We start from the raw sequence: 24,378 nt of genomic DNA, 5'->3' as shown, positions 1-24,378 counted from the left end.
TACAGCAAACAGAGTAAGGGCGCTCCACCTGACCTGAACACTGAAAAAGCTCAGGAAAGAAACGACATCTTAAAGGTCCCACATTATCATTTGTTTAGATTAAATGCAACCTCAAATCATAGACGAAGACGGTCATGCCCAACCTGAACGATCTCAAGTTGCCTCTCAAGCTTGCGATCCCGATCGGCCTTCTGATCTGCCTGAGCGTCGGCCTCGTGCTCACGGCCAAGGCCGGCATCGACGGGACGCTGGAACGGATGACGCGCCTGACGGACTACACCCTTCGGCGCCGCATCGCGGTCAGCGACTTCGATCGTGCGATCAAGGAAGCGACGATCCACGAGAAGAACATCGCCATCGAGACCGATCCGGTGGAGATGCGGAAGTCGAAGGCGCTTTTCGACGCGAGCCGCGCGGAGATCTTCCAGCAGATCGACAAGATCCTCGCGGTGGCCGAGACGAATCAGCTGCAACGGCGCTACGCGGAGACCCGCAGTATCCTGGAAGCTTATCTGAACTCGGTCGACAAGAGCATAGAGCGCTCCATGCAGGGCGACCACAAGGGTGCGATCGCCATCTCCAACGGCGAGGGGCGGGCCGCGCGTCAACGCCTGGAGGAGCGCCTAGCGTCACACCTGACCACGAACGCCGCCACCACCGAGTCCACGATCCGGACCGTGAAGGAGGAAGGAGGCGCGACGACGACGCGTCTCGTCGTCGTCGCCATCGCCGGTATCGGAGTGCTGGCCTCGCTGGCGGGCCTGATCACCGTCTTCGGCATCGCGCGTCCGATCCGGCGAGCGGTTCAGGCAACCGAGCGGCTCGCGGCCGGCGACCTCGCCACGCCCGTGGATGATGTGGCGCGGCGGGACGAAGTCGGTGCCCTCAACCGGGCGCTCGCGGTGTTCAAGGACAGCGCCTTGGCCCGGCAACGGCTAGAAGCCGAACAGACCCGTGACACCACGGCCAAGATGATGCGCGCCGAGCGGCTCGACGCGGTGACCCGCGCCTTCGAGGCCGACGCCACGCGGATGACCAGCGGCCTCAACACGGCCGCCGCCGACATGGAGGTGACCGCCCGCTCGATGAGCGGGATCGCCGACCAGACGACGACGCAGGCGATGGCGGTGTCCTCGACCGCGACGCAGACCGCGGCCAACGTCCAGACCGTCGCCGCCTCTGCCGAGGAGTTATCGGCCTCGATCGCGGAGATCACCACCCAGGTGGTCCAGTCCATCAGCCTGATCGGGGCGGCGGTCGATCGCGTCGGGGAAGCCGATGCCACGATCCGCACCCTGAGCGACACGGCCGAGCGCATTGGCACGGTGGTGGCCATGATCTCGGGGATCGCGGGACAAACGAACCTGCTGGCGCTCAACGCCACGATCGAGGCCGCTCGCGCGGGGGAGGCCGGCCGTGGCTTCGCGGTCGTCGCCACGGAGGTGAAGGAGCTTGCGGCCCGGACCGGCCAAGCGACCGAGGAAGTCTCCACTCAGATCGGCGCGATTCAGGACGCGACCAAGGCGGCCGTCACCGCGATCCGCGCCATCGGCCGGCAGATCGCCAGCCTGGAGCAGGTCTCGGCCAGTATCGCGGCGGCCATGGAGGAGCAGGAGGCTGCGACCCGCGAGATCACCCGAAACGTTCAGGAGGCGGCGCGCGGCACCGAACACGTCACCGGCAGCGCCGACGGCATGCGCCAGGGCGCGGGCGAGACCGGGGCGGCGGCGACGCAGGTTCTCGGAGCGGCCCGCCAGCTCGCCCGGGATTCCGAAGGGCTCAGCCGCACCGTCGCGAGCTTCCTCGCGGACGTGAAGACGGCCTGAGGCCGACGACGTGGTCCCGGCCGGAGCGCCTATTGCCCGCGCTTCGCCCGGCTCGCGAACTGCACCGCATCCTCTGCCGCGCGGAACAAAGCCTTGGCCTTGTTCACGCATTCCTGCTGCTCGGAATGCGGATCGGAGTCGTAGACGATGCCGGCGCCCGCCTGCACGTGCATGCGGCCGTCCTTCACGATGGCGGTGCGCAGGACGATGCAGGTGTCCATCTCGCCCCGCGCCCCGAAATAGCCGATGCAGCCGCCGTAAGGCCCGCGCTTCTCGCGTTCCAGTTCGTCGATGATCTCCATCGCCCGCACCTTCGGCGCGCCCGAGACGGTGCCGGCGGGAAACCCCGCGGCGAGCGCCGAGAGCGCGTCGTGACTCGGGTCGAGGTCGCCCTCGACGTTCGAGACGATGTGCATGACCTGGGAATAGTATTCGAGGAAGAACGAGTCCGTGACCGTGACGCTGCCGATCTTCGAGACGCGGCCGACATCGTTGCGGCCGAGGTCGAGCAGCATCAGGTGCTCGGAGCGCTCCTTCGGGTCGGCGAGGAGTTCGTCTGCGAGCGCCCGGTCCTCGGCCGGATTGGCGCCGCGGCGGCGGGTGCCGGCGATCGGGCGGATCGTCACCTTGCCCTCGCGCACGCGCACGAGGATCTCGGGGCTCGAGCAGACGACCTGGAACGCCTCGAAATCGAGGTAGCACAGGAACGGTGCCGGATTGGTGCGGCGCAAGGAGCGGTAGAGCGCGAAGGCCGGCAGGGTGAAGGGCGCCTCGAAGCGCTGCGACAGCACCACCTGAAAGATGTCGCCCGCGACGATGTACTCCTTGGCCTTGGCCACCATGCCGAGGAACGCCTCCGGCTCGGTGTTCGAGACCGGGGAGGGCAGGGGGAGGCTCGACACGTCGAGGCGCGCCTCGACCGGCAGGGGCCCTTCGAGGATCTCCGCGACACGGTCGAGGCGGCCTTGAGCGGCTTCCAGCGCCGCGCGTGCGCTCACGCCCTCGGTCGGGCGCAGGGGCGTCACGACCGTCAGCGCGTCGGCCACCGCATCGAACACCACCATGACCCGCGGTCGCATCAGGATCGCGTCCGGCACCCCGAGCGGATCGGGATTGGGCTCGGGCAGCCGTTCCATGGCGCGGACCATGTCGTAGCCGAGATAGCCGAACAGGCCGGCCGCCATCGGCGGCAGCGCGGCGCTCTCGGCATCGTCGCCCACCGCGCTCTCGGCGATGAGGGCGCGCAGAGAGGCCAGCGGCGCCCGGTCGTCGGACACGAACTCCGTGAGGCCGGCGTCGCGGGCGATCTCCGGGCGCCCGTCGCGGCAGCGCCAGATCAGGTCGGGGTCGAGGCCGATCATCGAGTAGCGCCCGCGCACGGCGCCGCCCTCGACCGATTCGAGCAGGAAGCCCGGGCCGGCATGGCCCGCCTTGAGCTTCAGAAAGGCCGCGACCGGCGTCTCCAGATCGGCCACCAGGGTCAGGCCGAGCAGGCTCGCCCGGCCGGCCTCGTAGGCGCGCGCCACCGCCTCGTGCACAGGCTCGGTCATGCCAGGCTCGGTCATGGGACGCCTCAGTACTCGCCGCCGAGCGCCCGGCGCAGGGCGGTCTGGTTCACGTTCACGCCCGCGCTCTTCTGCACCTCGGCGATGAACTCGGCCAGCACGTCGTCGGCGATCGCCGTGCGCAGCGAAGCCACGAGCTGCGTGTCGCTCGGCGTGCCGGGCACGAAGGCCGGCATCGTGGCCGCCGTCACCTTGAACACCGCGCGGCCTTCGCCCGCGGGGGCCGAGGCCGCCTTGCCGACGGGCGTCGCGAAGATGCGCTCGACGATCTCGCTCGAGAGATCGTCCTTGGTCTGGTTTCGGGCGATCTCGCCGACCGTCTTCAGCGGCAGGCCGGCCTCCTGCGCGAGGGTCTCGATCGCCTCGCCCTTCTCCAGGCGCTCGGTCAGCTCCTTGGACTTGGCGACGAGGCGCTTCTCGACCTCGGCCCTCGTCCAGCCCTTCACCGCCTCGTCGCGGACCTCCGCCAACGGCTTCTCGTGCGAGGGGTCGATCTTGACGACGTCGTACCAGATCGCCCCGCCGGTCTTGGTGCGCAGCACCTCGGTGTCGTTGCCGACATCGGCACGGAAGGCGGCCGGCAGCGTCGTCTCCTTGTCCGGGATGCCGGCGACCGGCTGGCCGGACGGATCGTTGCCCTGGGCGTCCACCGCCGGGATGGACAGCAGCGTCAGGCCCTGGTCCTTGGCGATCTCGGCGAGCGGCTTGGCCGAGGCGCGGGCATCTTCGATCGCGTCTTGAACCTTGTCGAAGCCGCCGTCACGCACGCGCTTGAGCGCGATTTCACGGCGGATCTCGTCCTTCACCTCGTCGAACGGCTTGACCGTGCCGGGCTCGATCGCTGTCACGCGCAGGAGCACGGTGCCGAAGCGGCCCTTCACCGGCTCGCTCACCTTGCCCTGCTCCAGGGCGAAGGCGGCGTCGCCCACCGCCGGATCGAACAATTCGGCCTTCGTCAGGGTGCCGAGGTCGAGCTGCTTCGGGTCGAGCCCGCGCGCGGCGGCCACCGTCTCGAATGGCGTCTCGCCGCTCTCGATCTTGGCCCGCGCCTCCTTGGCGGCGGCCTCGTCGGGGAAGCTGATCTGCTGGATCGTGCGCCGCTCCGGCTTGCCGAACCGGCTGTGATTGGCGTCGTAGACCTTGCGCGCCTCCTCCTCGGAGACCTCGTCGGGCTTGGCCAGCGCCGCGGGGTCGAGCACCAGCAAATTGAGGCTGCGGTATTCGGGGGCGCGGAAGGACGCCTTGTTGTTGTCGTAGTAGGCGCTCAGCTCCTCCTCGGTCGGCGCCGGGATCTCGCCCGCGACGGAGGGCGCCAGCGTCAGCACGGCGGCGTCGCGGCGCTCGGTGGAGTAGCGGTGCACCGCCTCGCGCATGGCCTGCGGCACCGGCAGTTCGGCGACGATGGCGTCGGCCAGTTGCAGGCGGGCGATGACCGAGCGCTGCTCGCGCACGAACATCGCCTCGTTCAGGCCGGCGCGCTGGAGCGTCTGGAAGAACAGGGCACGGTCGAAGCTGCCGTTGGCGTTCTTGAAGCTCGGCTCGTCCTGGATCGCCCGCAGCACCGCCGCATCGGAGACCGCGAGCCCGAGATCCGCGGTCTTCTGGTCGAGCGCCGCCTCGGTGATGAGCTGGGCCAGCACCTGCCGCTCCAGCCCCATCGCCCGCGCCTGGTCGGGCGTCAGGGTCCGCTTGAGCTGCGCCTGATAGCGCTGCAGCTGGTTCTGGTAGGCGGTGCGCACCTCCTCGGCTGAGATCGGCGTCTTGCCGACGGTGGCGACCGTCGTGCTCGAACCGCCGCGGAAAAACTCCTCCACACCGAAGATCGCCACGCCGGCGATCAGGAAGGTGAAGATCACCGTCAGCACGACCTTGCCGAGCCAATGCTGGCTGGCGCTGCGAATGGACTGGAGCATCGGACGCCCGGGCCTAAATCTCTACGGTCCGCGGCTCCTTTCGGGAACCGGGGAACAAATTCGAGCCCCGCGATAGACGATCGGGGCGGCGGCGCAAAGGGCATGTCGATGGCACGCCGACGGCCGGGGGGCGATGTCCCAAAGGTCGTTTGCGCGCCCAAGCTTGCTCTGCTAGGTGCGCCGACAACGTTGCAGCCTTCCACCGAGACACGGAGAACCGGGACGCCATGGCAAGCGAGGGACGCCGTCCGCTGGTTGCCGGCAACTGGAAGATGAACGGTCTGCGCTCCTCGGTTCCGACCGTCGAGGCGATCCGCGACGGGCTCCCACCCGCGCTTACGGACAAGATCGACGTGCTGATCTGTCCGCCCGCGACCCTGATCTCCTCCTGCGTCGCCGCGGTCTACGGCTCGCCCGTCGCCATCGGCGGCCAGAACCTGCATGCCCGTCCGAGCGGCGCCTTCACCGGCTCGATCTCGGCGGAGATGTTCGCCGATCTCGGCGCGACCTACGTCATCGTCGGCCATTCCGAACGGCGTGCCTACCATTACGAGACCGATGACGGCGTCCACGCCAAGGCACTGGGCGCCCGCCGCGCCGGCCTGCGCGGCATCATCTGCGTCGGCGAGACCATGGAGGAGCGCCAGCAGGGCCGGGCGCTCGACATCGTCCGCGCGCAGCTCGCCATCGGCCTGCCGAAGGGCGCCACCGGCGACGACACGGTGATCGCCTACGAGCCGGTCTGGGCGATCGGCTCGGGCCGCACGCCGACGGCGAAGGAGATCGCCGAGGTCCACGCCTCCCTGCGCGAGATGCTCGACAAGCTCGTCGGCGAGGAGGCACACAAGATCCGCATCCTCTACGGCGGCTCGGTGAAGCCCTCGAACGCCCGCGAATTGATGGCGGTGGAGAACGTCGACGGCGCGCTCGTCGGCGGCGCCAGCCTCGTGGCGGAGGACTTTTTGGGGATCTGCCGCGCCTACGAGGGATAGGGCAGGGGCTCGGATGTAAGCCCCAGCGCGTCGGGCTCCTCCAACACGCTGCCGAAATGGTGCCGCCAAAGCGCGGCGCCGAGGTCGCCCGACCGGTCGAGCGACGAACCGACGCTGAGCCAGCGCAGCAGCGTCGGATGCAAGCCCGCATCGAACAACAGGAAGCCGGCGGCAAGGCAGCAGGTCTCGGCCTGCACGCCGCAGACGAGGACCCGTTCGATCCCGCGCGCCCTGAAATGGTCGATCAGCGCGGGCGGCGGCAGGTAGCCGTGCTTGACGAAGACCCGGTCGGCCGGAACCAACGGGTTCGCATCGACCGGCGGCCTCCAGCCGAGCTGCCGCGCGAACGGTGTCACGGCCTCGTCGTGGCGCTCGACGGTCGCGACCGTATGCAGCCTCCGGCTCAGGGCCGCGATGCCCGCGACGATCGCCTCGGGCACCGGGAAGCTCGCCTGAACATCGACGACGAGGAGGGCCTGCCGGTCCGGGGCCATGGGGTGGGCCGTCCGGGCCGTGCTTATTCGGAGCGGGCCGGCGCCTTGGCCACGGCCTCCTTGGTCCGCTCGATCATCGAGAGCACGGCGACGTAGAAGGCCTGCTGCAGCGGGCTCATCCCCTCGGGGCGGATCCGGTCGGCGAGAGCGGCCTGCACCTCCTCCATGGCCTTGGCTCGTCCCGCCGGATCGGGCCGTTCCAGGGCGATCCGCAGGAGATCGTTCTGGACGGCGGCCATCTCCTCGCGGTCGGCGCGGTCGATGAAGGCGGCAAGCCGCCCGGCTTCATGCTGGAAATCGCTCATCCCCGACTCCTTGCACGGGCCGAGCCCCCATGACCATGCCATCACCCTGCTCAGTACGCGTTTATCGCGGGGCCTTTCTGTCGAGCGCGCGGCGAACGGACGGCCTTTGTCCCGCCCGGCGGCGCGAAGGCCGGTTGGCGCGGGTGGGCAAACGGTGTAGGAGCCCCCACTTCGTGCAGCGGATACGCGGGCGCGCTGCTTTCGCGCGCCGCCCCTATCCGGCACACCGACAGCGCCCGCGCGAGCGGGCACCGGAATCGCTATGCAGACCGTCCTCATCGTCGTCCACCTCATCATCGTGCTGGCGCTCATCGCCGTGGTGCTGCTGCAGCGCTCGGAGGGCGGGCTCGGGCTCGGCGGCGGCGGAAGCGGCGGCGTCTCCGGCTTCATGACCGGCCGCGGTCAGGCCAACGCGCTCACCCGCGCGACCGCGATCCTGGCGGCCCTGTTCTTCACCACCAGCATCGCGCTGGCGATCCTCGCCCACCGCAGCGCCGCCCCCCGCTCGATCCTCGACGAGGCCGGCACGCCGCAGGGCCAGACCCAGACCCAGAAGCCGGTGAACGCCGACAACCTGCTCGACACGCTGCGCAGCGGTGGCGCGGGCCAGGGCGCTCCGTCGGGCGGCCAGCCGGCCTCGGTACCGACCGATGCGCCCGCCACCCCGGCGACGCCCGCCCCGAGCGCACCGCCGGCCGCGCCGGCGACCCCCGAGGCGCCGCAGTCGCGCTGAGGCGGGACGGCTGAGCTGCACAATCTGCGGATAAGACCCTTGCGGCCGGCGCATCGGCCGTGAGGAAGAGACTTGAATTCTTCAACGGCATGAGGGGCTTGACCCCGTGCAGCCTCCCGCGTGGCCGGCGGGGTGCGGCATCCGTTGCGGTTTGGCGAATCGCTTGAGCCCCTTTATGGACCAAAGCCCATGACGCGGTACGTCTTCATCACCGGCGGCGTGGTTTCCTCTCTCGGCAAGGGGCTCGCCTCAGCAGCACTCGCCGCTCTGCTCCAGGCCCGCGGCTACCGCGTCCGCCTGCGCAAGCTCGACCCCTATCTCAACGTCGATCCGGGCACGATGAGCCCGACCCAGCACGGCGAGGTGTTCGTCACCGACGACGGCGCCGAGACCGACCTCGATCTCGGCCATTACGAGCGCTTCACCGGCCTGCCGGCCTCCCGCGCCGACAACGTGACCACGGGCCGGATCTATCTCGACATCATCACCAAGGAGCGCCGCGGCGACTATCTCGGCGCCACGATCCAGGTGATCCCGCACGTCACCAACGCCATCAAGGCGTTCGTGCTCGACGGCAACGACGATTACGACTTCGTGCTGGTCGAGATCGGCGGCACGGTCGGCGACATCGAGGGCCTGCCCTTCTTCGAGGCGATCCGCCAGATCGGCCAGGAACGCCCGCGCGGCAGCGTCTGCTACCTGCATCTGACGCTCCTGCCCTACATCCCCTCGGCCGGCGAACTGAAGACCAAGCCGACCCAGCACTCCGTGAAGGAGCTGCGCTCCATCGGCATCCAGCCCGACATCCTGCTCTGCCGCTGCGACCGGCCGATCCCGGTCGACGAGCGGCGCAAGCTCGGCCTGTTCTGCAACGTGCGGGAGAGCGCGGTCATCGAGGCGCGCGACGTCGACACGATCTACGCCGTGCCGCTCTCCTACCGCGAGGCGGGTCTCGACCGGGAGATCCTGGCGCATTTCCAGATGGAGCCCGAGGGAGAGCCGAAGCTCGAGCGCTGGCAGAACATCCTCGAGCGGGTGCGCAACCCCGAGGGCGAGGTCACCATCGCCATCGTCGGCAAGTACACGGGGCTGAAGGACGCCTACAAGTCGCTCACCGAGGCGCTGACCCACGGCGGCATCGCCAACAACGTGCGCGTCAATCTCGAATGGATCGAGGCGGAGGTGTTCGAGCGCGAGGACCCGGCGCCCTTCCTCGAAGGGCTTCACGGCATCCTCGTGCCCGGCGGCTTCGGCCAGCGCGGCGCGGAGGGCAAGATCCGCGCGGCCCGCTACGCGCGGGAGCGCAACATCCCGTATTTCGGCATCTGCTTCGGCATGCAGATGGCGGTGATCGAGGCGGCGCGCTCGCTCGCCGGCATCACGGATGCCAACTCCACCGAGTTCGGCGAGACCCGGGAGCCGGTGGTCGGCCTGCTCACCGAGTGGATGCGCGGCAACGAGCTGGAGCGGCGCGCGGCGGAGAGCGACCTCGGCGGCACGATGCGCCTCGGCGCCTACAAGGCGACTTTGGCCGAGGGCACGAAGATCGCGCAGATGTACGGCGATACCGAGATCTCGGAGCGCCACCGGCACCGCTACGAGGTCAACATGGCCTATCGCGAGTGCCTCGAAGCCAAGGGTCTGCGCTTCTCCGGCACCTCGCCGGACGGCCTCCTGCCCGAAACGGTCGAACACGAGGGTCATCCGTGGTTCATCGGCGTGCAGTTCCACCCGGAGTTGAAGTCGCGCCCCTTCGAGCCGCATCCGCTGTTCAAGGGCTTCATCGCCGCCGCGATCGAGCAGAGCCGCTTGGTCTGACCTGAGAGGGAATCCGATTGACGACGATCTCGGGCCTGCCGGCCTTTCTTGCCTACTTCGTCGTCTCCCTCGGCCTCACCGCCCTCTACCTCGTCACCTACCTCACCGCGACGGCGCATCGGGAGATCGCCCTGGTGCGCGAGGGCAACCTCGCCGCCGCGCTGGCGCTCGGGGGAAGCCTGCTCGGCTATTCGATCCCGCTCTCGGCGGCGGTGCGCTATGCCGGCTCGCTCCTCGACTGCCTCGTCTGGGGGCTCGTTGCCCTCGTGGTGCAGGTCGCGATCTACTGGCTGATGCGGCCGTTGCTGCCGAACCTGTCGCGGCGCATCGACGACGGCGAGACCGCGCCTGCGGTGCTGCTCGGGGCCGCCTCCCTGGCGGGCGGCCTCGTGAACGCCGCCTGCATGAGCTACTGACCCCCCTGGCGGACGACCGCGAGGCCCAGGCAATCTTCGGCCGACGCCGGCCGGCCGAGCCTGCTCCGGGTGTCGAACCGCCCGACAGGTCTGCGAGCAAGCGCTCGCAGACCGTCTCCACGGTGCTGGTGGCAAGCGCGGGCCTTGCCGCACTCGGCCTCGGCTCCCTCGACCGGACCGCGCCGTCGAAGGACGTCCTCGTCTACGCCGATGCCGCCGCCTGCGCTGCCGACGGCATCCGCCCGGCCGACGAGTGCCGCAGCGACTACGCCACCGCCCGCGCGGCCTATCCCTCGACCGCGCCGCATTACGGCTCATCGATGGAATGCGAGGAGCATCACGGGGCGTCGCACTGCCTGCCGGATCCGAATGCGCCGCCGCGCTTCGTCCCGCGCATGGCGGGCTTCCTGCTCGGTCGCCGGGCGTCCGATTGGGTGATACCCGAACCCGTCTACGACCACCGCCAGGGTCACGGTGGTCATCAGGGCAACTACTGCACCGGGTCGGGCGGCAAGATCTCGACCGGAAGCGGAAGCCACGCCTCCTCGGCAACGCTCAAGCCTGCCGCCGCCAAGGCGACGCAGTTCGGCGGCTTCGGCAGCAGCGGCAAGAGCTTCTCCTCCTTCGGCGGCAGCTGATGCGCCGCATACCCTGCGGAGAGCGACCCGGCTGGCGTGAGATCGCGCGGGAGGCGGGCTTCACCTTCCACACCATCGACGGCGCGCCCTATTGGGACGAGAGCCACGCCTACGCCTTTTCCCTCACAGAGATCGAGGAGGCGATCGAGGGCCCGAGCGCGGAACTGCACGGCCTCTGCCTCGCCTTCGCCGCCGATGCGGTTTCGGACGAGCGCATCCTCGCCTCCCTCGCCATTCCGGAGGCGGCCTGGGACACGGTGCGGGCGAGTTGGCTTCGGGGTGATCCGAGCCTCTACGGCCGCCTCGATCTCTCCTACGGCGGGACCGGACCGGCCAAGCTCCTCGAATACAACGCCGACACGCCGACCGCCCTCTACGAGAGTGCCGTCTTCCAGTGGCTCTGGCTCGAACAGGGCCTGCGGGATGGGCACCTTCCCGCGGGCAGCGACCAGTTCAATGCGATCCACGAGCGGCTGATCGCGCGCCCGAGCGAGATCGCGCCGCCCGGTCTCTTCGCCTTCGCCGCCGACACGAGCGGCCCGGAAGACCTCGGCACCGCGGGCTACCTTCAGGATTGCGCGGTGCAGGCCGGCTGCGAGACGATCCTGCTCGACCTCGCCCAGATCGGTTTGCGCGCGGACGGCGCCTTCTGCGGGCCCGACGAGCGGGCCTTCGCCGCCCTGTTCAAGCTCTACCCGTGGGAATGGGCGTTTCAGGACGCCTTCGGCCCGGCGGTCGCCGCCGCGCCGACACGATTCCTCGAGCCGCCCTGGAAGATGGTGCTCTCCAACAAGGGCCTGCTCGCCCATCTCTGGGCACGCGAACCCGGCCACCCGAACCTGCTGCCGGCCTATTTCGAGGACAACCCGGCCTGCGCGAGCCTGGGCGCTTGTGTGCGCAAACCGCTGCTCTCGCGCGAGGGGGCCAATGTCGAGATCTTCTCGGCCGAGGGGACGCGCATCGCCGGCGAGGCCGGGCCGTACGGTGCGGAGGGCACCATCCGGCAGGGGCTGGCGGAACTGCCCCGCTTCGACGGCCGCCGCCCGCTCGTCGGCGCCTGGATCGTCGGTGACGCGCCGGCCGGTCTGTGCATCCGCGAATCGGACGGGCCGATCACCGGGGACGGTGCGCTGTTCGTCCCCCACCTGATCGAGCCGGCCTGAGCCCTGGACGTGAAAAGGGCCGGAGAATCTCCGGCCCCTCTGATCCCGGACGTTTCGCGTTTACCGGCCCGCGGCGCTGTTGCCGCCGCCGGCGCTGCCCGCGCCGCCGCCCATGGAACCGCCCGTGGTCGAACCCGTCGTGGCGCCGGGCGCCATGGTGCCGGTCGAGCCGGTGGTTCCGCCCGTCGTGGGCCGCATGCTGTTGCCGGTGTTGTTCCGAACCGGACTGGTGCTGTCCGTGGTGCCCCCGGTGCCGCCCTTGCCGGTGCTCGACTGGGCGAGGGCGGCGCCTGAGACGGCGAGGGTCACCGCGGCGGCGAGGGCGATGGTCTTGATCGGCATGGCTTGTTCCGTCCCTGATCTCGTTCGTGAGGGGCGAACCCGCCGCCGCCGGCATTGTTCAGAGCAAATTCGTCTCTCCGGCCGCGACGCTGCGTCCGCACTGCCGAAGCGCTGCCGGACCCTATATGAGACGGAGCCGTGACCGAGATCCTGTTCTACCACCTTCAGCGCCAGCCCCTCGAAAAGGTGCTGCCGAACCTCCTCGAGAAGTCGCTGGAGCGCGGCTGGCAGGCGGCCATCCAGGCGGTGAGCGAGGAGCGGCTCCAGGCGCTCGACGACGGCCTCTGGACCTATACCGACGAAAGTTTCCTGCCCCATGGGACCGACCGCGACACGGATGCGGCGAGCCAGCCCGTGGTGCTGACCCTGCGGGAGACCAATCCCAACGCCGCCTCGATCCGTTTCCTCGTCGAGGGGGCGGAACTGCCGGAGGATGCGGGCAGCTACCAGCGCATCTGCATCCTGTTCGACGGCACCGACACCGACGCGCTGCTCCATGCCCGCGAGCAATGGCGCGGCGCCAAGGCCGCCGGCCACGCGGTCGCCTACTGGCAGCAGGACGAGAGCGGGCGCTGGACCAAGAAGGCGTGAGATCAATGCGTCGTCCGATGGGACGGCGCGACAACACGCACGACCAACCGTTCGAGGATCGCGAGAACCCGATGAATCCAGCCCTGTCTTCTACGTCCCGGGCCGCGACGACCCGGCTCTGCCTCGCCGGCCTCCTTTCCCTCACGGTCGGGCTGGGACCGCTGCCGGCGCTCGCCCAGCACGGTCCGCAGGGCGATAGTCCAGGGCAGACGCAAGCGAAGGGACAGGCTCAGCCGCCGCGCAAGGCGCCGGAAGGGCGCCGCCTGCCGCCGGACACCACCACCGAGCACAGCATCGATCTGCCCAACCGTCAGCCGCTGAACTTCACGGCGACCGCCGGCAGCCTCGCGCTGGTCGACGAGGAGGGCAAGCTGCAGTCCGAGATCGCCTTCATCGCCTACACCAAGGCGGGCAAACCGGAGGAGCGGGCCGCCCGGCCGGTCACCTTCGGCGTCAATGGCGGGCCGGGCGCCGCCTCGGCCTATCTCAATATCGGCGCGATCGGCCCCTGGCGCCTGCCGACGGACGGCGCCTCGATCAGCCCCTCGCAGACGATCGCACTCCAGCCGAACCCGGCGACCTGGCTCGACTTCACCGATCTCGTCTTCATCGATCCCGTCGGGACGGGCTACAGCCGTGCGGCGGACGGCGACGGCAAGAAGTATTGGAGCGTCGACACGGACGCCTCGGTGCTGGCGGCGGCCATCGCCCGCTATCTTCGCCAGAACGACCGGCTCGCCTCGCCGAAATTCTTCGTCGGCGAGAGCTATGGCGGTTTCCGTGGCCCGCTGATCGCGCAGAAGCTGCAGCAGGATGTCGGCGTCGGCCTCTCGGGTCTCGTGCTGCTCTCCCCCGTGCTCGACTTCGCGTGGCTGCAGTCGGCCCGCACCACGCCCTGGGGCTTCGTCACCAAGCTCCCCTCGTTTGCCGCCGCAGCCCTGGAGCGCGCGGGCACGACGCCGAGCCGCGAGTTGATGAAGGAGGCCGAGACCTACGCCACCGGCGCCTATCTCGCCGATCTCCTGAAGGGCCCAGCCGACCGGGAGGCCGTGACGCGGCTCGCCGAAAGGGTGTCGGCGCTGACCGGGCTCGATCGCGAGACCGTGCGGCGCCAAGCCGGGCGGCTGACCGCCCACAGCTACCAGCGCGAGATCGGGCGGGATGTCGGCCGCGTCCTCTCGGCCTACGATACCGGCGTGACCGGCTGGGATCCGGACCCGACCGCCCCGCAATCGGGCTTTGAGGATCCGGTGCTCGACGCGCTGCAGGCACCGCTCACCACCGCCATGGTGCAGCTCTATCAGGGCCGCCTCGGCTGGCGCGTGGAGAACATGCGCTACGAGTTGCTCAACGGGGCGGTCAATCGCGGCTGGACCTGGGGCTCGGGCCGCTCGGCGCCGGAGGCGATGGGGGCCCTGAAGGACGTGCTGGCGCTCGACGGACGGATGCGGGTGCTCGTCGCCCACGGCTTCACCGATCTCGTGACGCCCTACTTCACCTCGAAGATGCTGCTGGACCAGATGCCGGTCTACGGCTCGGCCGACCGGCTCAAGCTCTCGGTTTATCCCGGCGGCCACATGTTCTACACGCGGCCGGACTCGCGCAACGCCTTCCACGACGACGCCGCCGACCTGTTCGCCCGGGCGCTGGAGACGCGCTCGAACGGCAGCGCGACGGGGGAGGGCGCATCGGGTGCGACCCTGCCGGAAACGAGACCGACGCCTTGAGACTGCTTCTGGGACTTCTGCCCGCCCTGCTGCTGGCGGGCTGCAACAGCACCGAGCGCCGCGAACCGATCCAGCCGCCGCCTCCGCCGAGCGCGGTGCTGCCCGCGGCGCCAGCAGCGCCGGCCGTCGCCCTCGGTCCCGTGCTCGACGGGAACGGTGGCTGCACCGGCCCGGTGCCGGGAACGGCCACCGCCATCGCGACCGGCATCGGCGAGTGCGACCTCGTCCGGCTCAAGGGCCGCCCGCCGACCGACGTTCTGGTCGGCGAGGGCCGGTCCGGCCGCGAGGTGCAGGTGCTCTACACCGAGCCCGGCGCCAAGGAGCTGTATTTCTTCGTGAACAACCGCCTCGATCGTATCGTTCGTTAACGCGCGGATCGATTGGGCCCGCACTTGCTTCCGGGCAGGACGGGCAGGCGGGACAGACGATGGCACACGAGTACCGGTTCGGCATCGAGGAGGAGCTGTTCCTGGCGAGCAGCCGGACCCGTGCCGCGCCGCGCGAATCGGTCTCGGCCTTCCACAAGGCGGCGCGGGGCCGGCTGGAGGGTGTCGAGCGCGAGATGCTCGAGAGTCAGGCCGAGATCTGCTCCAAACCCTCGGCGAGCTTTGCCGAGACGCACGAGGCGCTGGCCAAGCTGCGCACGGGCCTCTGCGCCATCGGCCGCGAGCACGGCCTGAAGGTCTTCGCCGCCGGCACCCACCCCACGGCGATCTGGACCGACCAGCGCGAGACCGCCAAGGTCCGCTACCGCAAGATGATCGAGACACTGCAGATGGTGGGGCGGCGCTCCATCGTCAGCGGCCTGCACGTCCATGTCGAGGTGCCCGATCCGGACCAGCGCATCGACCTGATCAACCGGCTGATGCCGTACCTGCCGGTCCTGCTCGCGCTCTCCACCTCCTCGCCCTTCTACGAGCGCCACCGCACGGGGCTCGCCGGCTACCGCCTGCGGGCCTATGCCGAATTGCCGCGCACCGGCCTGCCCGAGCTGTTCGACGGGGCCGAGGATTTCGAGCGCTACGTGCGGGTGATGACCCAGGCCGGGGCGATCGAGGATGCGACCTATCTCTGGTGGCACATCCGTCCATCGATCCGGTATCCGACCCTCGAATTGCGGGTCGCCGACAGCTGCACCCGGCTCAAGGACACGCTCGCCATCGCCGCGCTCTACCGCTGCCTCGTGCGGCTCTGCGTGCGCCGGCCCGACCTCAACGGGACGCCGACCGGCGCCTCGCGGGGCTTCGTGATGGAGAACCTGTGGCGGGCGCAGCGCGACGGCATCCACGCCGCCCTGATCGACGTGGACAAGGAGGAGGCGGTGCCGGTGCGCCAGCTCGTCGCGCGCATGCTCGACCTCGTGGCGGAGGACGCCGCGGCTCTGGGCTGCGCCGCCCAGGTCGCCCACGCGCTCACCATCGCCGAATGCGGCTCCAGCGCCGACGGGCAGATCCGCGCCTACGAGGCCTCGCTCGCCGCAGGCGGCAGCGAGCGCAAGGCGCTCTCCTGCGTCATCGACTGGCTCGCCCGCGAGACGGCGAACTGCGAAGCGTAACGGCGCCCCGCCAACCCGCCCAAGAGTCCGCACAGGCACCCACCCAGGAACATCGCACGCCCGCTCCGGTTGCTCCGACAGGTCCGAATTTGCCTGAGGAGACGTCCATGAGAACGACACTCACCGCCGCCGCCTGCCTGCTCCTGTTGGGCGCGGCGGGGATGCCGGCCCATGCCCAGTCCGTCGGCGAGAAGACCGGCGTGAACTCGCTGATCGGCGTCGCCCCTTCAAGTCAGGACTTCGTGACGCAGGCCGTGATCAGCGACATGTTCGAGAATCAGTCGAGCAAGCTGGCTCTGGAGAAGTCCGATGAGAAGACCAAGGCCTTCGCCCAGAAGATGATCGACGATCACAAGAAGACCTCGGACGAGCTGAAATCCGTGGTCCAGACCGGCGACATGAAGCTCACCCTGCCGACCGAGCTGGATTCCAGCCACCAGAGCAAGCTCGACAAGCTCAAGAGCCTGAGCGGCGAGGATTTCACCAAGCAGTATCACGACGATCAGGTGACGGCGCACAAGAACGCCACCGACCTCTACAAGCGCTACGCCGAGGGCGGCGACAACGCGGCGCTGAAGGCCTTCGCCATCAAGACCAAGCCGCATCTCGACGAGCACCTGAAGATGGCTCAGGATCTCGACAAGAAGTAGTTTTTTGCCACGCGGGCGGCGCTCGTCGGAGGCGCCGCCCGCAACATGGGCTCGGACAGGCCGAGCGCAAGCGGGCCTTGAGCCTGATCGGAGGCTCCCGTCACGCGGCCCCTGCCGCGAACTGCGCCGCCTTCGCCCGGATCACCTCGGCAGCACGGTCGATGCCGGCGCCGTCCACGTCGAGATTGGCGGTGGCGCGGATCTGATGCGTGCCGATCGCCCGCACCCGCACCCCCTCTTCGAGACAGGCGCTGGCGAAGGTCGAAGCGGTGATGCCGAGCGCCTCCACCGTGAAGCACAGGATGTTCGACTGCCCCGCCGTCGGGTCGAAGGCCAGCCCCGGCACGTCGGCGATCGCCCGGTGCAGGCGGCCGGCATGGGCATTGTCCGCGGCGAGCTGGGTCATGTGGTGGTCGAGGGCGTAGAGCCCCGCCGCGGCCAGCACGCCCGACTGGCGCATGGCGCCGCCGAGCCGGTACTTCCACTGCCACGCCTGCTCGACGAAGTCCCGCGTGCCGCAGAGAACCGCGCCGACCGGGCAGCCCAGCCCCTTGCTGAGATCGATCCAGGCGCTGTCGAACCCGGCCGCATAGTCCGCCGCCGGAATGCCGGTCGCCACCACTGCGTTGAGCAGGCGCGCCCCGTCGATATGCGCCTTGAGGCCGCGCGCCTGGGCGTAGTCGCGGATCAGGCGCATCGTGCCGATGTCCCAGACGGTGCCACCAGAAAAGCTCGTCGTCTGCTCGATCGAGACCAGCCGCGAGCGCGGCGCCGTGCGCTGCGGAACCCGGATCGCCGCCTCGACCTGCGCGAGGGTGAACAAGCCGACCCGCGTCGGCAGGGGCTTGACCGAGACCCCGCCGATCGCCGCCGCACCCGCGGCCTCGGTGTTGTAGATGTGGGACTGATCATCGACGATGATCTCGTCGCCGGGCCGGCAATGGACGAGGATCGAGGCGAGGTTGCACATCGTGCCCGATGGCATGAATACGGCCGCCTCCTGACCGAGCAACGCGGCCACCCGCTCGCATAGGGCGTTGGTGGTCGGATCGGACCCCGACTGCTCGTCCCCGACCTCCGCCCGCGCCATGGCCTCGCGCATGCCGGGTGTCGGGCGCGTCTGGGTGTCGCTGAACAGGTCGATCATGGCGCATCCCTCCGCTGTCGCGGCTCGCAGGCAGCGCCTAATGCATGAAAAATACAATCGGCGGCAAGCCGAGCCGTCGAGGCTCCGACAATCTTTCCCGAACCTCAAGTTTTTTCAACATGCCTCACGAAGCTGGGAACGGCCCCGTATCTCGACAGGCGGAAGCAGCAAGTCTAGGAATTGTCACACGAAGTTTCGCATTTAAAATTCTTTGAGAGCTCGATGAATAGAATTGAGCCCAGTATCGGGATCAGCCGCCGCTACCTTCATGACGAGGTGGCGGACCGGATGCGTGAGTTGATCAACGAAGGCGAGTTGGAGCCCCGCGCCCGCGTCAACGAGAGCGAATTGACCGAGCGGTTCGGAATCTCGCGCACGCCCCTGCGCGAGGCGATCAAGATTCTGGCGACCGAGGGGCTCCTGGAACTGCTGCCCAATCGCGGCGCCCGCGTCGCCAGCATCTCGCGCACCGAACTCGAAGAGATGATCGAGGTCATCGCCGGACTGGAGGCGACCGCCTGCGAACTTGCCTGCCGGTCGGTCACCGAGGAGGAACTGGCGAAGATCGAGACGATGCATCGCGAGATGGTGGTGGCGTGGCAGGCCCGCGACGAGGCGAGCTACTTCCGCCTCAACCGCGAGATCCACGAGGCCATCATGCTGGCGAGCCGCAACACCAAGTTGCGCAGCCTCTATCTCGGCCTGACCGGCCGCATCCAGCGCTCCCGCTACAGCGCCCATCAGACCGAGGCGCAGTGGGCCCAGGCGGTCGAGGAGCACGATCAGATGATCCCGCTCCTGCGCGCCCGCGACGGCGATGGGCTCGCCGCGCTGATGCGCCGGCACATTCGCGCGAAGCAGCCCGTGATCGCGGCCATGTACGGCGAGGAGGGGAACTGAGGCGCAGCCGCGGCAGGATCATCCAGGGCTGCACATCGCCCGGAGAGGGACCAACGCGCCGCCGCTTGCGATGACGAATCGGGACCGCGTCAGCGGCCCTTGAAGTTCGGCGGACGCTTGCCGAGGAAGGCTTCCATCCCCTCGCGAAAATCCTCGCTCATGTAGGTCATCAGGATCAGGTCGTCGCCGGGGCGCTCGCCCTCGGCGGTCTCCGCCGTGCCTTCCTCGGCGATGCGGCGCAGGCCTTCCTTCGTCGCCTGGAGCGTGAGCGGCGCGTGGCTCGCGAGCAGGGCGGCGAGCGCATCGGCGCGGGCCGCGACGGCGGCGGCATCCTCGACCACCTCGTTGACGAGGCCGATCGCCAGGGCCTCGTCCGCACCGACCAGGCGGGCGGTGAACAGGATGTCCTTCACCCGCGGACCGCCGATGAGGTTGGCGAGACGCCGCAGGGTGTTCTGCGACAGGCAATTGCCGAGGGTGCGGGCGATGGGAAAGCCGAAGCGGGCATCCCGGCTGGCGATGCGCATGTCGCAGGCCGCGGCGATGGCCGCACCGCCGCCGGTGCAGGCCCCCGCGATCGCCGCAATGGTCGGCACCCGCAGACGCTCCAGCCCCCCGAGCACCCGGTCCATGAACCGCTCATAGCCGATGGCGTCGTCCGGTTTGCTGAAGCTGCGGAACTGGGCGATGTCGGTGCCCGCCGCGAACGCCTTGTCGCCCGCGCCCGTGATGATCACGGCCTTGATCGCGCGATCCGCCTCGATCCGCTCGCACAGCTCGACCAGCCCGCGATACATGGCGAAGGTCAGCGCGTTGCGCGCCTTCGGCCGGTTGAGGGTGATGCGGGCGATGCCCGTCTCGTCCACCGCGAACAGGAGTTCGTCGCTCGAAGCGGTCTCGGCGTCAGCGTTCATCGGGCATTCCTCGTCAGTCTGTCGTACGCGCCGTCGAACGCATGGAAGACGTCCGGCGGGCGGCTCCCCTACGGCTCGGTCTCAGGCCGTTGTCTCGCGCACGACGCCCCGGGCGACAAGATCAGCGATCGCCGCCTCGTCATAGCCCGCCTCGCGCAAGATCGCCCGGCTGTGCTCGCCGAGCAGCGGCGCGGGGCCGTGCACGCGCCCCGGCGTCGCCGAGAACTTGACCGGCAGACCGAGCGTCTCCATCCGCCCGGCGCGGGCATGCTCGACCTCGACCACCATGGCGCGGGCGCGTGTCTGCGGGTCGGCCTTCATGGCGAGCACGTCGAGCACCGGCCCGGCCGGCACGCCGCCCGCCTCGAGCCGCGCGAGCCAATCGTCCGAGGACGCGGTGCGGAAATGCGGGGCGAGGGCCGCCGCCAGCGCTGCCCGGTTCGCCATCCGGTCGCGGTTGGCCGAGAAGCGCGGATCGTCGGCGAGATCCTCGGCGCCGAGCACGGCGAGGAGGCGCAGCCAATTGGTCTGGTTGGCCGCGCCGATGGTGATCCAGCCGTCCTTCGTCTCGAACGCCTCGTAGGGCGCGTTGAGCGGATGGGCCGAGCCCATCGGCCCCGGCGCCACCCCCGTCGCCATGGCGATGGCCGACTGCCAGTAGGTGAGGGTGATGCCGGCCTCGAACAGCGAGGTATCGACGATTTGCCCCTCGCCGGTCTTCAGCTTGTGGACATGGGCGGCGAGCACACCCATCGCCGCCAGAAGGCCGGCGGTGATGTCGGTGACCGGCGGGCCGCATTTCATCGGCGGGCGGCCCGGCCCCTCGCCGGTGATGCTCATCAGCCCGCTCATACCCTGTGCCACGAGGTCGAAGCCCGCCCGATCGGCATAGGGCCCCGAGCGACCGAAGCCGGAGAGCGAGCAGTAGACCAATCCCGGAAACTCCTGGCGGAGGACATCGTAGCCGAGGCCGAGGCGCTCCATCGTGCCGGCGCGGTAATTCTCGATCAGCACGTCGGCGTCCGCGAGCAGGCGGCGCAGCACCGCCTTGCCGTCGGCGCTCTTGAGGTCGAGGGCGATCCCGCGCTTGCCGCGGTTCATCATCATATAGGCGGCGCTCTCGCCCTCGATAGCCGGCGGCACCGAGCGGCGGGTGTCGTCGCCCCCCTCGATCTTCTCGACCTTGATGACCTCCGCGCCCATATCGCCGAGCATCAGCCCGCAGACCGGACCGGCCATGATGTGGGCGAGTTCGACGACCTTCACGCCGGCCAGCGGACCGGACCTTTCGGCTTGTGTCATTGCCCTAGCCATGCCGCAGCGCTGCGCCACACGCACAAGCTGAGTCGAAAGCCTGCCAAGAGACCATCACATCGCTCCTCCCTGTCTCGGCGAGCCGCCCCGTCATGCGGCTTTGACACCGCACGGGCGATCGGCAGTCGTCCGCATTTTGAATTGATTTTACGGGTCGTAGCGCCGAGGAGGCAATCGATTTTGAATGCGATTTTTCGTTTGAAGCGGGTTCGTGGGCGGGTTCGACGCGCTCGATGGAACGCGCGGGCCGGCTCCCGGTTGTCGGCGAAAGCGTGGCCGTCGGGTATGCTCCCTTTCCGGCCCTGAGGAGCGGAGGGATCGATGCGGAATGTGAGTACGGCACTCGGGATGGCGGCGGCCTTCGCCACGACCATGGTCATGACCGTTGCGGCAACCGCTCCGGCGGAGGCGTCCTGCGCGCGTCGCATCGTCAACAAGTCGGGCTACATCGCCCTCGTCAGCCGCGACGGCGGGCCCTGGGTTGCCGTTCGGCCGGGCCGCTCGCAGACGATCAACTATTACCAGTCCGGCCGCATCGACGTGGCGCTGACCTGCGGCCCCGGAGCCCTGCCGGAGCAGGCTTCCTACCGGGCAAGCTACGACACGGTGGCGATCATCGACCGCTGCTACATCCGCTTCGGCGACGGCTTCTTCGAGGATCAGCTCGGCGGCGGTTTCATCGGCCGGAAGGATACGGCGCCGCTCTCCCTCAACAACCCGCGCCAGGGCGACCTCGTGGTCGGCCCGCAGGCCGGCGGCTGCCCGGCGATCGAGCGTGGCGCGATCAGCGCCCGCTATTAGCCTTGTGGCCGGGCGCGTGTTAACCCGCGCGCCCCGTCGTCCGCGACGACGCGCCGAGACGAAACCATGCGCTCGATCCTTCCCATCGCCGGAGCCATCGCCCTCGCCATGACCAGTGCCGCTTCCGCCACCCAGCCCGTGACCCTGCCTTCGGGCCTCAGCTACACCGACGAGGTGGTCGGAACCGGCCCGGAGCCGAAAACCGGCCAGCAGGTGACCGTCCACTACACCGGCTGGCTCGATGAGGGCGGCGGCAAGCGGGGCAAGAAGTTCGACTCGTCGCGCGACCGCGGTCAGCCCTTCTCGTTCACCATCGGCGCGGGCCAGGTGATCCGCGGCTGGGACGAGGGCGTCGCCACGATGAAGGCCGGCGGCCGCCGCATCCTGACGATCCCGCCGGATCTCGGCTACGGTGCCCGCGGCGCCGGCGGCGTGATCCCGCCGAACGCCACGCTGATCTTCGACGTGGAGCTGATCGGCTCGCGCTGATCGTCGCTTCCGGTCTGGCGCCTAAGGGCGCCGGATCCCGTAAGCCTTGGCCTCAGATCAGCCGGTGCTCACGGGCCAGGGCCAGAAGATCCCGCTGCGGCCGGGCACCGATATGCTCGATCACTTCGGCCGCCGCGAGTGCACCGAGCCGGGCCGAGGCCGCGTAGTCGATGCCGCGGGTATAGCCGGCCAGGAAGCCCGCCGCGAACAGATCCCCCGCTCCCGTGGTGTCGACCACCTCGCGCGCCGGGAAGGCGTCGACGGCCCGCACCTCGCCGCCGCGCACCACCAGGGCGCCCTGCGCCGAGCGGGTGACGAGACCGAGGAGGTGCGTGCCCTTGACGCCGCGCTCCTCGCGCAGGCTTGCGACCGCCGCGTCCGGATCGTCGGTCTGGTAGAGGCTCTGCAGCTCGCCGATATTGGCGAACAGGATGTCGATGCTGCCGTTGCGGATGAGTTCGAGGAATTCTTCGCGGTAGCGGCCGACGCAGAACGCATCCGACAGGGTCAGCGCGACGGCGTTGCCGGCGGAATGGGCCACCTTCACCGCCTTGCGGAACGCGTCCTTGGCGGCCGGCGGATCCCACAGATAGCCTTCGAGATAGGTGACGCGGGCCGAGCGCACCGTCGCCTCGTCCACGTCGTCCGGGGAGAGACCCTGGCAGGCGCCGAGATAGGTGTTCATGGTGCGCTCGCCATCGGGCGTCACCAGGATGAAGCAGCGGGCGGTGGCCGGGCCTTCGGTGGCGGGCGGCACGTCGAAGCGCACGCCGGTCGCCTTCAGGTCGTGGCTGAACAGCCGTCCGAGTTCGTCTTCATGAACCTTGCCGACGAAGCCGGTCTTGGCGCCGAGCAAGGCCGCGCCGACCGCGGTGTTGGCGCCCGAGCCGCCGGAGACGACGGTGGCCGGGCCCATCACCTCGAAGAGGTTCTCGGCTCGCGGCTCGTCGATGAGCTGCATCGCGCCCTTCGCCACGCCCTGCTGGACGAGGAAGTCCTCGTCGGCATGGGCGATGAGATCGACGATGGCGTTGCCGAGGACGAGGAGGTCGAGGGATTGGGACATCGGGCCGTCCGGTCTCGCGTGACAGATGGGCCGGGCCTGTCGCACCCCGCTCGACAAGCGTCAAGCAAGGGCCGCGTCAAGGCTCCGCGAACAAGGCCTCGACGGGAAGCGTGAGCCCGGGCGGATCGAGGATGAGATCGCCGGACGCGGCGATGCGCGTCTCGATCAGGTCGCCTGCGCCGCGGCGGTGATGGATCACCGTACGTCGTTCTGTGTCGAGGATGAGGTAGTGCTGCACGCTCGGCAGGCGGAAGTAACCCTGGAACTTGAAGCCGGTATCGACGTGCTTCGTACTCGGTGAGAGCACCTCGACGACGATGAGCGGTTCGGGGACCGTCGTGGCATCGGGATCGAGACGCCCGCCGCAATGGACGAGAGCATCCGGCTCGAAGACCGTTTGCTCGTCGACCCGAACGGACAGGCCGTCCGGCAGCATTTTGCAAGGGATGCCGCATGCGCGGATCGCATCGCGCAGGGCCGTCTGCGCCGCGAATTTTGTCACCGCATGCCGTACACGCTCCGGCGACATCGAGAAGACCTCGCCATCGGCGAGTTCGTGTCGTCCTGGCTGGCCCTCGGCCCAAGCCAGGAATTCATCGGCGGTCATGCGGACTTTGGGCTGCACGCTCATAGGCTTGAGCCTATCACCATTCCCGATGCCGGCGAAGGCGGGACGCTACTGCTGCAGCGCCTTCACCTCGCACTGCGCGTAGTCCGAACTCGCCTTGACGTAGGCGTTGAGCTTCTGGACGTAAGCCCCTGCGATCGATTGGAAAGCCTGGGCCTGGGCATTGTAGGCCTTGATCGCGTCGTTGTAGCTGTAGGCCTCCCAGCCGGGGCAGCCATCCTTCTTGTCGAGGCAAGCCGGTTTTTCCGGGAGCTTCGGTTTTTCCGGCCGCGCCTCGGCCGGCGGGGGCGTCGGCGGGGTGCAGGGAGCGCCAAGCGCCGGCCCTCCGAGGCCGGCGAGCGCCAGAGCCGTGATGATGCGTCCTGCCATGGTCCGTCCCCGCGCCGTTCCT

Annotated in this window: 26 protein-coding genes; 15 read left to right on the top strand and 11 right to left on the bottom strand. The window is 69.3% G+C overall.

Features of this window, described 5'->3' with window-relative positions:
* Nucleotides 1-134 precede the first annotated feature (134 nt).
* The gene (locus HNR51_RS05360) at nt 135-1,826 is read left to right on the top strand and encodes a methyl-accepting chemotaxis protein (RefSeq protein ID WP_182554217.1); all 1,692 of its coding nucleotides are present in this window, start codon (nt 135-137) and stop codon (nt 1,824-1,826) included.
* Between the two features lie 29 nt (nt 1,827-1,855).
* On the opposite strand, the gene trpE is transcribed toward HNR51_RS05360, so the two are convergent.
* A complete protein-coding gene (gene trpE / locus HNR51_RS05355; RefSeq protein WP_182554216.1) occupies nt 1,856-3,376 on the bottom strand; it encodes an anthranilate synthase component I in 1,521 nt (506 codons plus the stop codon).
* Nucleotides 3,377-3,399: 23 nt separating this feature from the next.
* Nucleotides 3,400-5,304: a peptidylprolyl isomerase gene (locus HNR51_RS05350; RefSeq protein ID WP_182554215.1), complete on the bottom strand. Its 1,905-nt coding sequence runs from the start codon at nt 5,302-5,304 to the stop codon at nt 3,400-3,402.
* Nucleotides 5,305-5,531: 227 nt separating this feature from the next.
* Between HNR51_RS05350 and tpiA the strand changes: the two genes are divergently transcribed.
* Nucleotides 5,532-6,296, top strand: a complete 765-nt coding sequence (tpiA, locus tag HNR51_RS05345; RefSeq protein ID WP_141954370.1) for a triose-phosphate isomerase — start codon at nt 5,532-5,534, stop codon at nt 6,294-6,296.
* On the opposite strand, the gene HNR51_RS05340 is transcribed toward tpiA, so the two are convergent.
* Together HNR51_RS05340 and HNR51_RS05335 are read right to left on the bottom strand one after the other, a co-directional pair.
* Nucleotides 6,284-6,790, bottom strand: a complete 507-nt coding sequence (locus HNR51_RS05340) for a cysteine hydrolase family protein (protein ID WP_182554214.1) — start codon at nt 6,788-6,790, stop codon at nt 6,284-6,286. The genes tpiA and HNR51_RS05340 overlap by 13 nt on opposite strands.
* Nucleotides 6,791-6,813: 23 nt before the next feature.
* Nucleotides 6,814-7,095, bottom strand: coding sequence for a hypothetical protein (locus tag HNR51_RS05335; RefSeq protein ID WP_012456894.1), 282 nt, complete (start codon nt 7,093-7,095; stop codon nt 6,814-6,816).
* 262 nt (nt 7,096-7,357) lie between these two features.
* On the opposite strand from HNR51_RS05335, the gene secG reads away from it, so the two are divergent.
* From secG to HNR51_RS05310, 5 genes are all read left to right on the top strand, one after another.
* On the top strand, nt 7,358-7,828 hold the full coding sequence (secG, locus tag HNR51_RS05330) for a preprotein translocase subunit SecG (protein WP_012456893.1): 471 nt from the start codon (nt 7,358-7,360) through the stop codon (nt 7,826-7,828).
* A gap of 189 nt (nt 7,829-8,017) precedes the next feature.
* Nucleotides 8,018-9,646, top strand: coding sequence for a CTP synthase (gene pyrG, locus HNR51_RS05325; RefSeq protein WP_152278798.1), 1,629 nt, complete (start codon nt 8,018-8,020; stop codon nt 9,644-9,646).
* 17 nt (nt 9,647-9,663) lie between these two features.
* Nucleotides 9,664-10,062 carry a DUF350 domain-containing protein gene (locus tag HNR51_RS05320; RefSeq protein ID WP_182554213.1) on the top strand — a complete coding sequence of 133 codons (399 nt, stop codon included), beginning with the start codon at nt 9,664-9,666 and terminating at the stop codon, nt 10,060-10,062.
* A gap of 5 nt (nt 10,063-10,067) precedes the next feature.
* On the top strand, nt 10,068-10,700 hold the full coding sequence (locus HNR51_RS05315) for a DUF1190 domain-containing protein (RefSeq protein WP_182554515.1): 633 nt from the start codon (nt 10,068-10,070) through the stop codon (nt 10,698-10,700).
* Nucleotides 10,700-11,863, top strand: coding sequence for a glutathionylspermidine synthase family protein (locus tag HNR51_RS05310; protein ID WP_182554212.1), 1,164 nt, complete (start codon nt 10,700-10,702; stop codon nt 11,861-11,863). The genes HNR51_RS05315 and HNR51_RS05310 overlap by 1 nt, the downstream gene beginning before the upstream one ends.
* Before the next feature lie 60 nt (nt 11,864-11,923).
* On the opposite strand, the gene HNR51_RS05305 is transcribed toward HNR51_RS05310, so the two are convergent.
* Nucleotides 11,924-12,205: a hypothetical protein gene (locus tag HNR51_RS05305; RefSeq protein WP_182554211.1), complete on the bottom strand. Its 282-nt coding sequence runs from the start codon at nt 12,203-12,205 to the stop codon at nt 11,924-11,926.
* Between the two features lie 138 nt (nt 12,206-12,343).
* On the opposite strand from HNR51_RS05305, the gene HNR51_RS05300 reads away from it, so the two are divergent.
* From HNR51_RS05300 to HNR51_RS05280, 5 genes are all read left to right on the top strand, one after another.
* Nucleotides 12,344-12,796 (top strand): DNA polymerase III subunit chi, encoded by a 453-nt coding sequence (locus tag HNR51_RS05300; RefSeq protein WP_012456887.1) that lies wholly within the window; start codon nt 12,344-12,346, stop codon nt 12,794-12,796.
* A gap of 5 nt (nt 12,797-12,801) precedes the next feature.
* A complete protein-coding gene (locus tag HNR51_RS05295; protein WP_182554210.1) occupies nt 12,802-14,523 on the top strand; it encodes a S10 family peptidase in 1,722 nt (573 codons plus the stop codon).
* Nucleotides 14,520-14,891 carry a hypothetical protein gene (locus tag HNR51_RS05290; RefSeq protein WP_012456885.1) on the top strand — a complete coding sequence of 124 codons (372 nt, stop codon included), beginning with the start codon at nt 14,520-14,522 and terminating at the stop codon, nt 14,889-14,891. The genes HNR51_RS05295 and HNR51_RS05290 overlap by 4 nt, the downstream gene beginning before the upstream one ends.
* A gap of 59 nt (nt 14,892-14,950) precedes the next feature.
* Nucleotides 14,951-16,078, top strand: a complete 1,128-nt coding sequence (locus HNR51_RS05285; protein ID WP_012456884.1) for a carboxylate-amine ligase — start codon at nt 14,951-14,953, stop codon at nt 16,076-16,078.
* Nucleotides 16,079-16,185: 107 nt separating this feature from the next.
* Nucleotides 16,186-16,728: a DUF4142 domain-containing protein gene (locus tag HNR51_RS05280; RefSeq protein WP_012456883.1), complete on the top strand. Its 543-nt coding sequence runs from the start codon at nt 16,186-16,188 to the stop codon at nt 16,726-16,728.
* 100 nt (nt 16,729-16,828) lie between these two features.
* Here the strand turns inward: HNR51_RS05280 and HNR51_RS05275 are convergent, their stop codons facing one another.
* On the bottom strand, nt 16,829-17,875 hold the full coding sequence (locus HNR51_RS05275; protein WP_152278793.1) for a threonine aldolase family protein: 1,047 nt from the start codon (nt 17,873-17,875) through the stop codon (nt 16,829-16,831).
* A 222-nt stretch (nt 17,876-18,097) separates the two neighbouring features.
* Here HNR51_RS05275 and HNR51_RS05270 point away from each other — a divergent pair, with 222 nt between their 5' ends.
* Nucleotides 18,098-18,775 (top strand): GntR family transcriptional regulator, encoded by a 678-nt coding sequence (locus HNR51_RS05270; protein WP_182554209.1) that lies wholly within the window; start codon nt 18,098-18,100, stop codon nt 18,773-18,775.
* An 89-nt stretch (nt 18,776-18,864) separates the two neighbouring features.
* On the opposite strand, the gene HNR51_RS05265 is transcribed toward HNR51_RS05270, so the two are convergent.
* Both HNR51_RS05265 and HNR51_RS05260 read right to left on the bottom strand, forming a co-directional pair.
* Nucleotides 18,865-19,689, bottom strand: coding sequence for an enoyl-CoA hydratase (locus HNR51_RS05265; protein WP_182554208.1), 825 nt, complete (start codon nt 19,687-19,689; stop codon nt 18,865-18,867).
* 81 nt (nt 19,690-19,770) lie between these two features.
* Nucleotides 19,771-20,991 (bottom strand): CaiB/BaiF CoA transferase family protein, encoded by a 1,221-nt coding sequence (locus HNR51_RS05260; RefSeq protein WP_182554207.1) that lies wholly within the window; start codon nt 20,989-20,991, stop codon nt 19,771-19,773.
* A gap of 333 nt (nt 20,992-21,324) precedes the next feature.
* On the opposite strand from HNR51_RS05260, the gene HNR51_RS05255 reads away from it, so the two are divergent.
* On the top strand, nt 21,325-21,804 hold the full coding sequence (locus HNR51_RS05255; protein ID WP_182554206.1) for a hypothetical protein: 480 nt from the start codon (nt 21,325-21,327) through the stop codon (nt 21,802-21,804).
* A gap of 66 nt (nt 21,805-21,870) precedes the next feature.
* Nucleotides 21,871-22,293, top strand: a complete 423-nt coding sequence (locus HNR51_RS05250; protein ID WP_182554205.1) for an FKBP-type peptidyl-prolyl cis-trans isomerase — start codon at nt 21,871-21,873, stop codon at nt 22,291-22,293.
* A 52-nt stretch (nt 22,294-22,345) separates the two neighbouring features.
* Here HNR51_RS05250 and HNR51_RS05245 read toward each other — a convergent pair whose 3' ends face one another.
* The 3 genes from HNR51_RS05245 to HNR51_RS05235 all read right to left on the bottom strand — a co-directional run bounded on the left by HNR51_RS05245 (nt 22,346) and on the right by HNR51_RS05235 (nt 24,356).
* Nucleotides 22,346-23,359 (bottom strand): adenosine kinase, encoded by a 1,014-nt coding sequence (locus tag HNR51_RS05245; RefSeq protein WP_012456876.1) that lies wholly within the window; start codon nt 23,357-23,359, stop codon nt 22,346-22,348.
* A gap of 76 nt (nt 23,360-23,435) precedes the next feature.
* Nucleotides 23,436-23,990, bottom strand: a complete 555-nt coding sequence (locus HNR51_RS05240; protein WP_182554204.1) for a Uma2 family endonuclease — start codon at nt 23,988-23,990, stop codon at nt 23,436-23,438.
* Between the two features lie 45 nt (nt 23,991-24,035).
* Complete coding sequence (locus tag HNR51_RS05235) at nt 24,036-24,356, bottom strand: hypothetical protein (protein WP_182554203.1); 321 nt, start codon at nt 24,354-24,356, stop codon at nt 24,036-24,038.
* Nucleotides 24,357-24,378 lie beyond the last annotated feature (22 nt).

It is taken from the genome of Methylorubrum thiocyanatum, assembly GCA_014138645.1.
In the GTDB taxonomy this organism is placed as follows: domain Bacteria; phylum Pseudomonadota; class Alphaproteobacteria; order Rhizobiales; family Beijerinckiaceae; genus Methylobacterium; species Methylobacterium thiocyanatum.
This window is presented reverse-complemented; position numbering and strand designations above follow the sequence as displayed.

Coding starts and splice junctions, on each gene's coding strand:
- HNR51_RS05360 (WP_182554217.1), top strand. CDS start 135: ATGCCCAACCTGAACGATCTCAAGTTGCCTCTCAAGCTTGCGATCCCG.
- trpE (WP_182554216.1), bottom strand. CDS start 3,376: ATGACCGAGCCTGTGCACGAGGCGGTGGCGCGCGCCTACGAGGCCGGC.
- HNR51_RS05350 (WP_182554215.1), bottom strand. CDS start 5,304: ATGCTCCAGTCCATTCGCAGCGCCAGCCAGCATTGGCTCGGCAAGGTC.
- tpiA (WP_141954370.1), top strand. CDS start 5,532: ATGGCAAGCGAGGGACGCCGTCCGCTGGTTGCCGGCAACTGGAAGATG.
- HNR51_RS05340 (WP_182554214.1), bottom strand. CDS start 6,790: ATGGCCCCGGACCGGCAGGCCCTCCTCGTCGTCGATGTTCAGGCGAGC.
- HNR51_RS05335 (WP_012456894.1), bottom strand. CDS start 7,095: ATGAGCGATTTCCAGCATGAAGCCGGGCGGCTTGCCGCCTTCATCGAC.
- secG (WP_012456893.1), top strand. CDS start 7,358: ATGCAGACCGTCCTCATCGTCGTCCACCTCATCATCGTGCTGGCGCTC.
- pyrG (WP_152278798.1), top strand. CDS start 8,018: ATGACGCGGTACGTCTTCATCACCGGCGGCGTGGTTTCCTCTCTCGGC.
- HNR51_RS05310 (WP_182554212.1), top strand. CDS start 10,700: ATGCGCCGCATACCCTGCGGAGAGCGACCCGGCTGGCGTGAGATCGCG.
- HNR51_RS05305 (WP_182554211.1), bottom strand. CDS start 12,205: ATGCCGATCAAGACCATCGCCCTCGCCGCCGCGGTGACCCTCGCCGTC.
- HNR51_RS05295 (WP_182554210.1), top strand. CDS start 12,802: ATGCGTCGTCCGATGGGACGGCGCGACAACACGCACGACCAACCGTTC.
- HNR51_RS05285 (WP_012456884.1), top strand. CDS start 14,951: ATGGCACACGAGTACCGGTTCGGCATCGAGGAGGAGCTGTTCCTGGCG.
- HNR51_RS05280 (WP_012456883.1), top strand. CDS start 16,186: ATGAGAACGACACTCACCGCCGCCGCCTGCCTGCTCCTGTTGGGCGCG.
- HNR51_RS05275 (WP_152278793.1), bottom strand. CDS start 17,875: ATGATCGACCTGTTCAGCGACACCCAGACGCGCCCGACACCCGGCATG.
- HNR51_RS05270 (WP_182554209.1), top strand. CDS start 18,098: ATGAATAGAATTGAGCCCAGTATCGGGATCAGCCGCCGCTACCTTCAT.
- HNR51_RS05265 (WP_182554208.1), bottom strand. CDS start 19,689: ATGAACGCTGACGCCGAGACCGCTTCGAGCGACGAACTCCTGTTCGCG.
- HNR51_RS05260 (WP_182554207.1), bottom strand. CDS start 20,991: ATGACACAAGCCGAAAGGTCCGGTCCGCTGGCCGGCGTGAAGGTCGTC.
- HNR51_RS05255 (WP_182554206.1), top strand. CDS start 21,325: ATGCGGAATGTGAGTACGGCACTCGGGATGGCGGCGGCCTTCGCCACG.
- HNR51_RS05250 (WP_182554205.1), top strand. CDS start 21,871: ATGCGCTCGATCCTTCCCATCGCCGGAGCCATCGCCCTCGCCATGACC.
- HNR51_RS05245 (WP_012456876.1), bottom strand. CDS start 23,359: ATGTCCCAATCCCTCGACCTCCTCGTCCTCGGCAACGCCATCGTCGAT.
- HNR51_RS05240 (WP_182554204.1), bottom strand. CDS start 23,990: ATGAGCGTGCAGCCCAAAGTCCGCATGACCGCCGATGAATTCCTGGCT.
- HNR51_RS05235 (WP_182554203.1), bottom strand. CDS start 24,356: ATGGCAGGACGCATCATCACGGCTCTGGCGCTCGCCGGCCTCGGAGGG.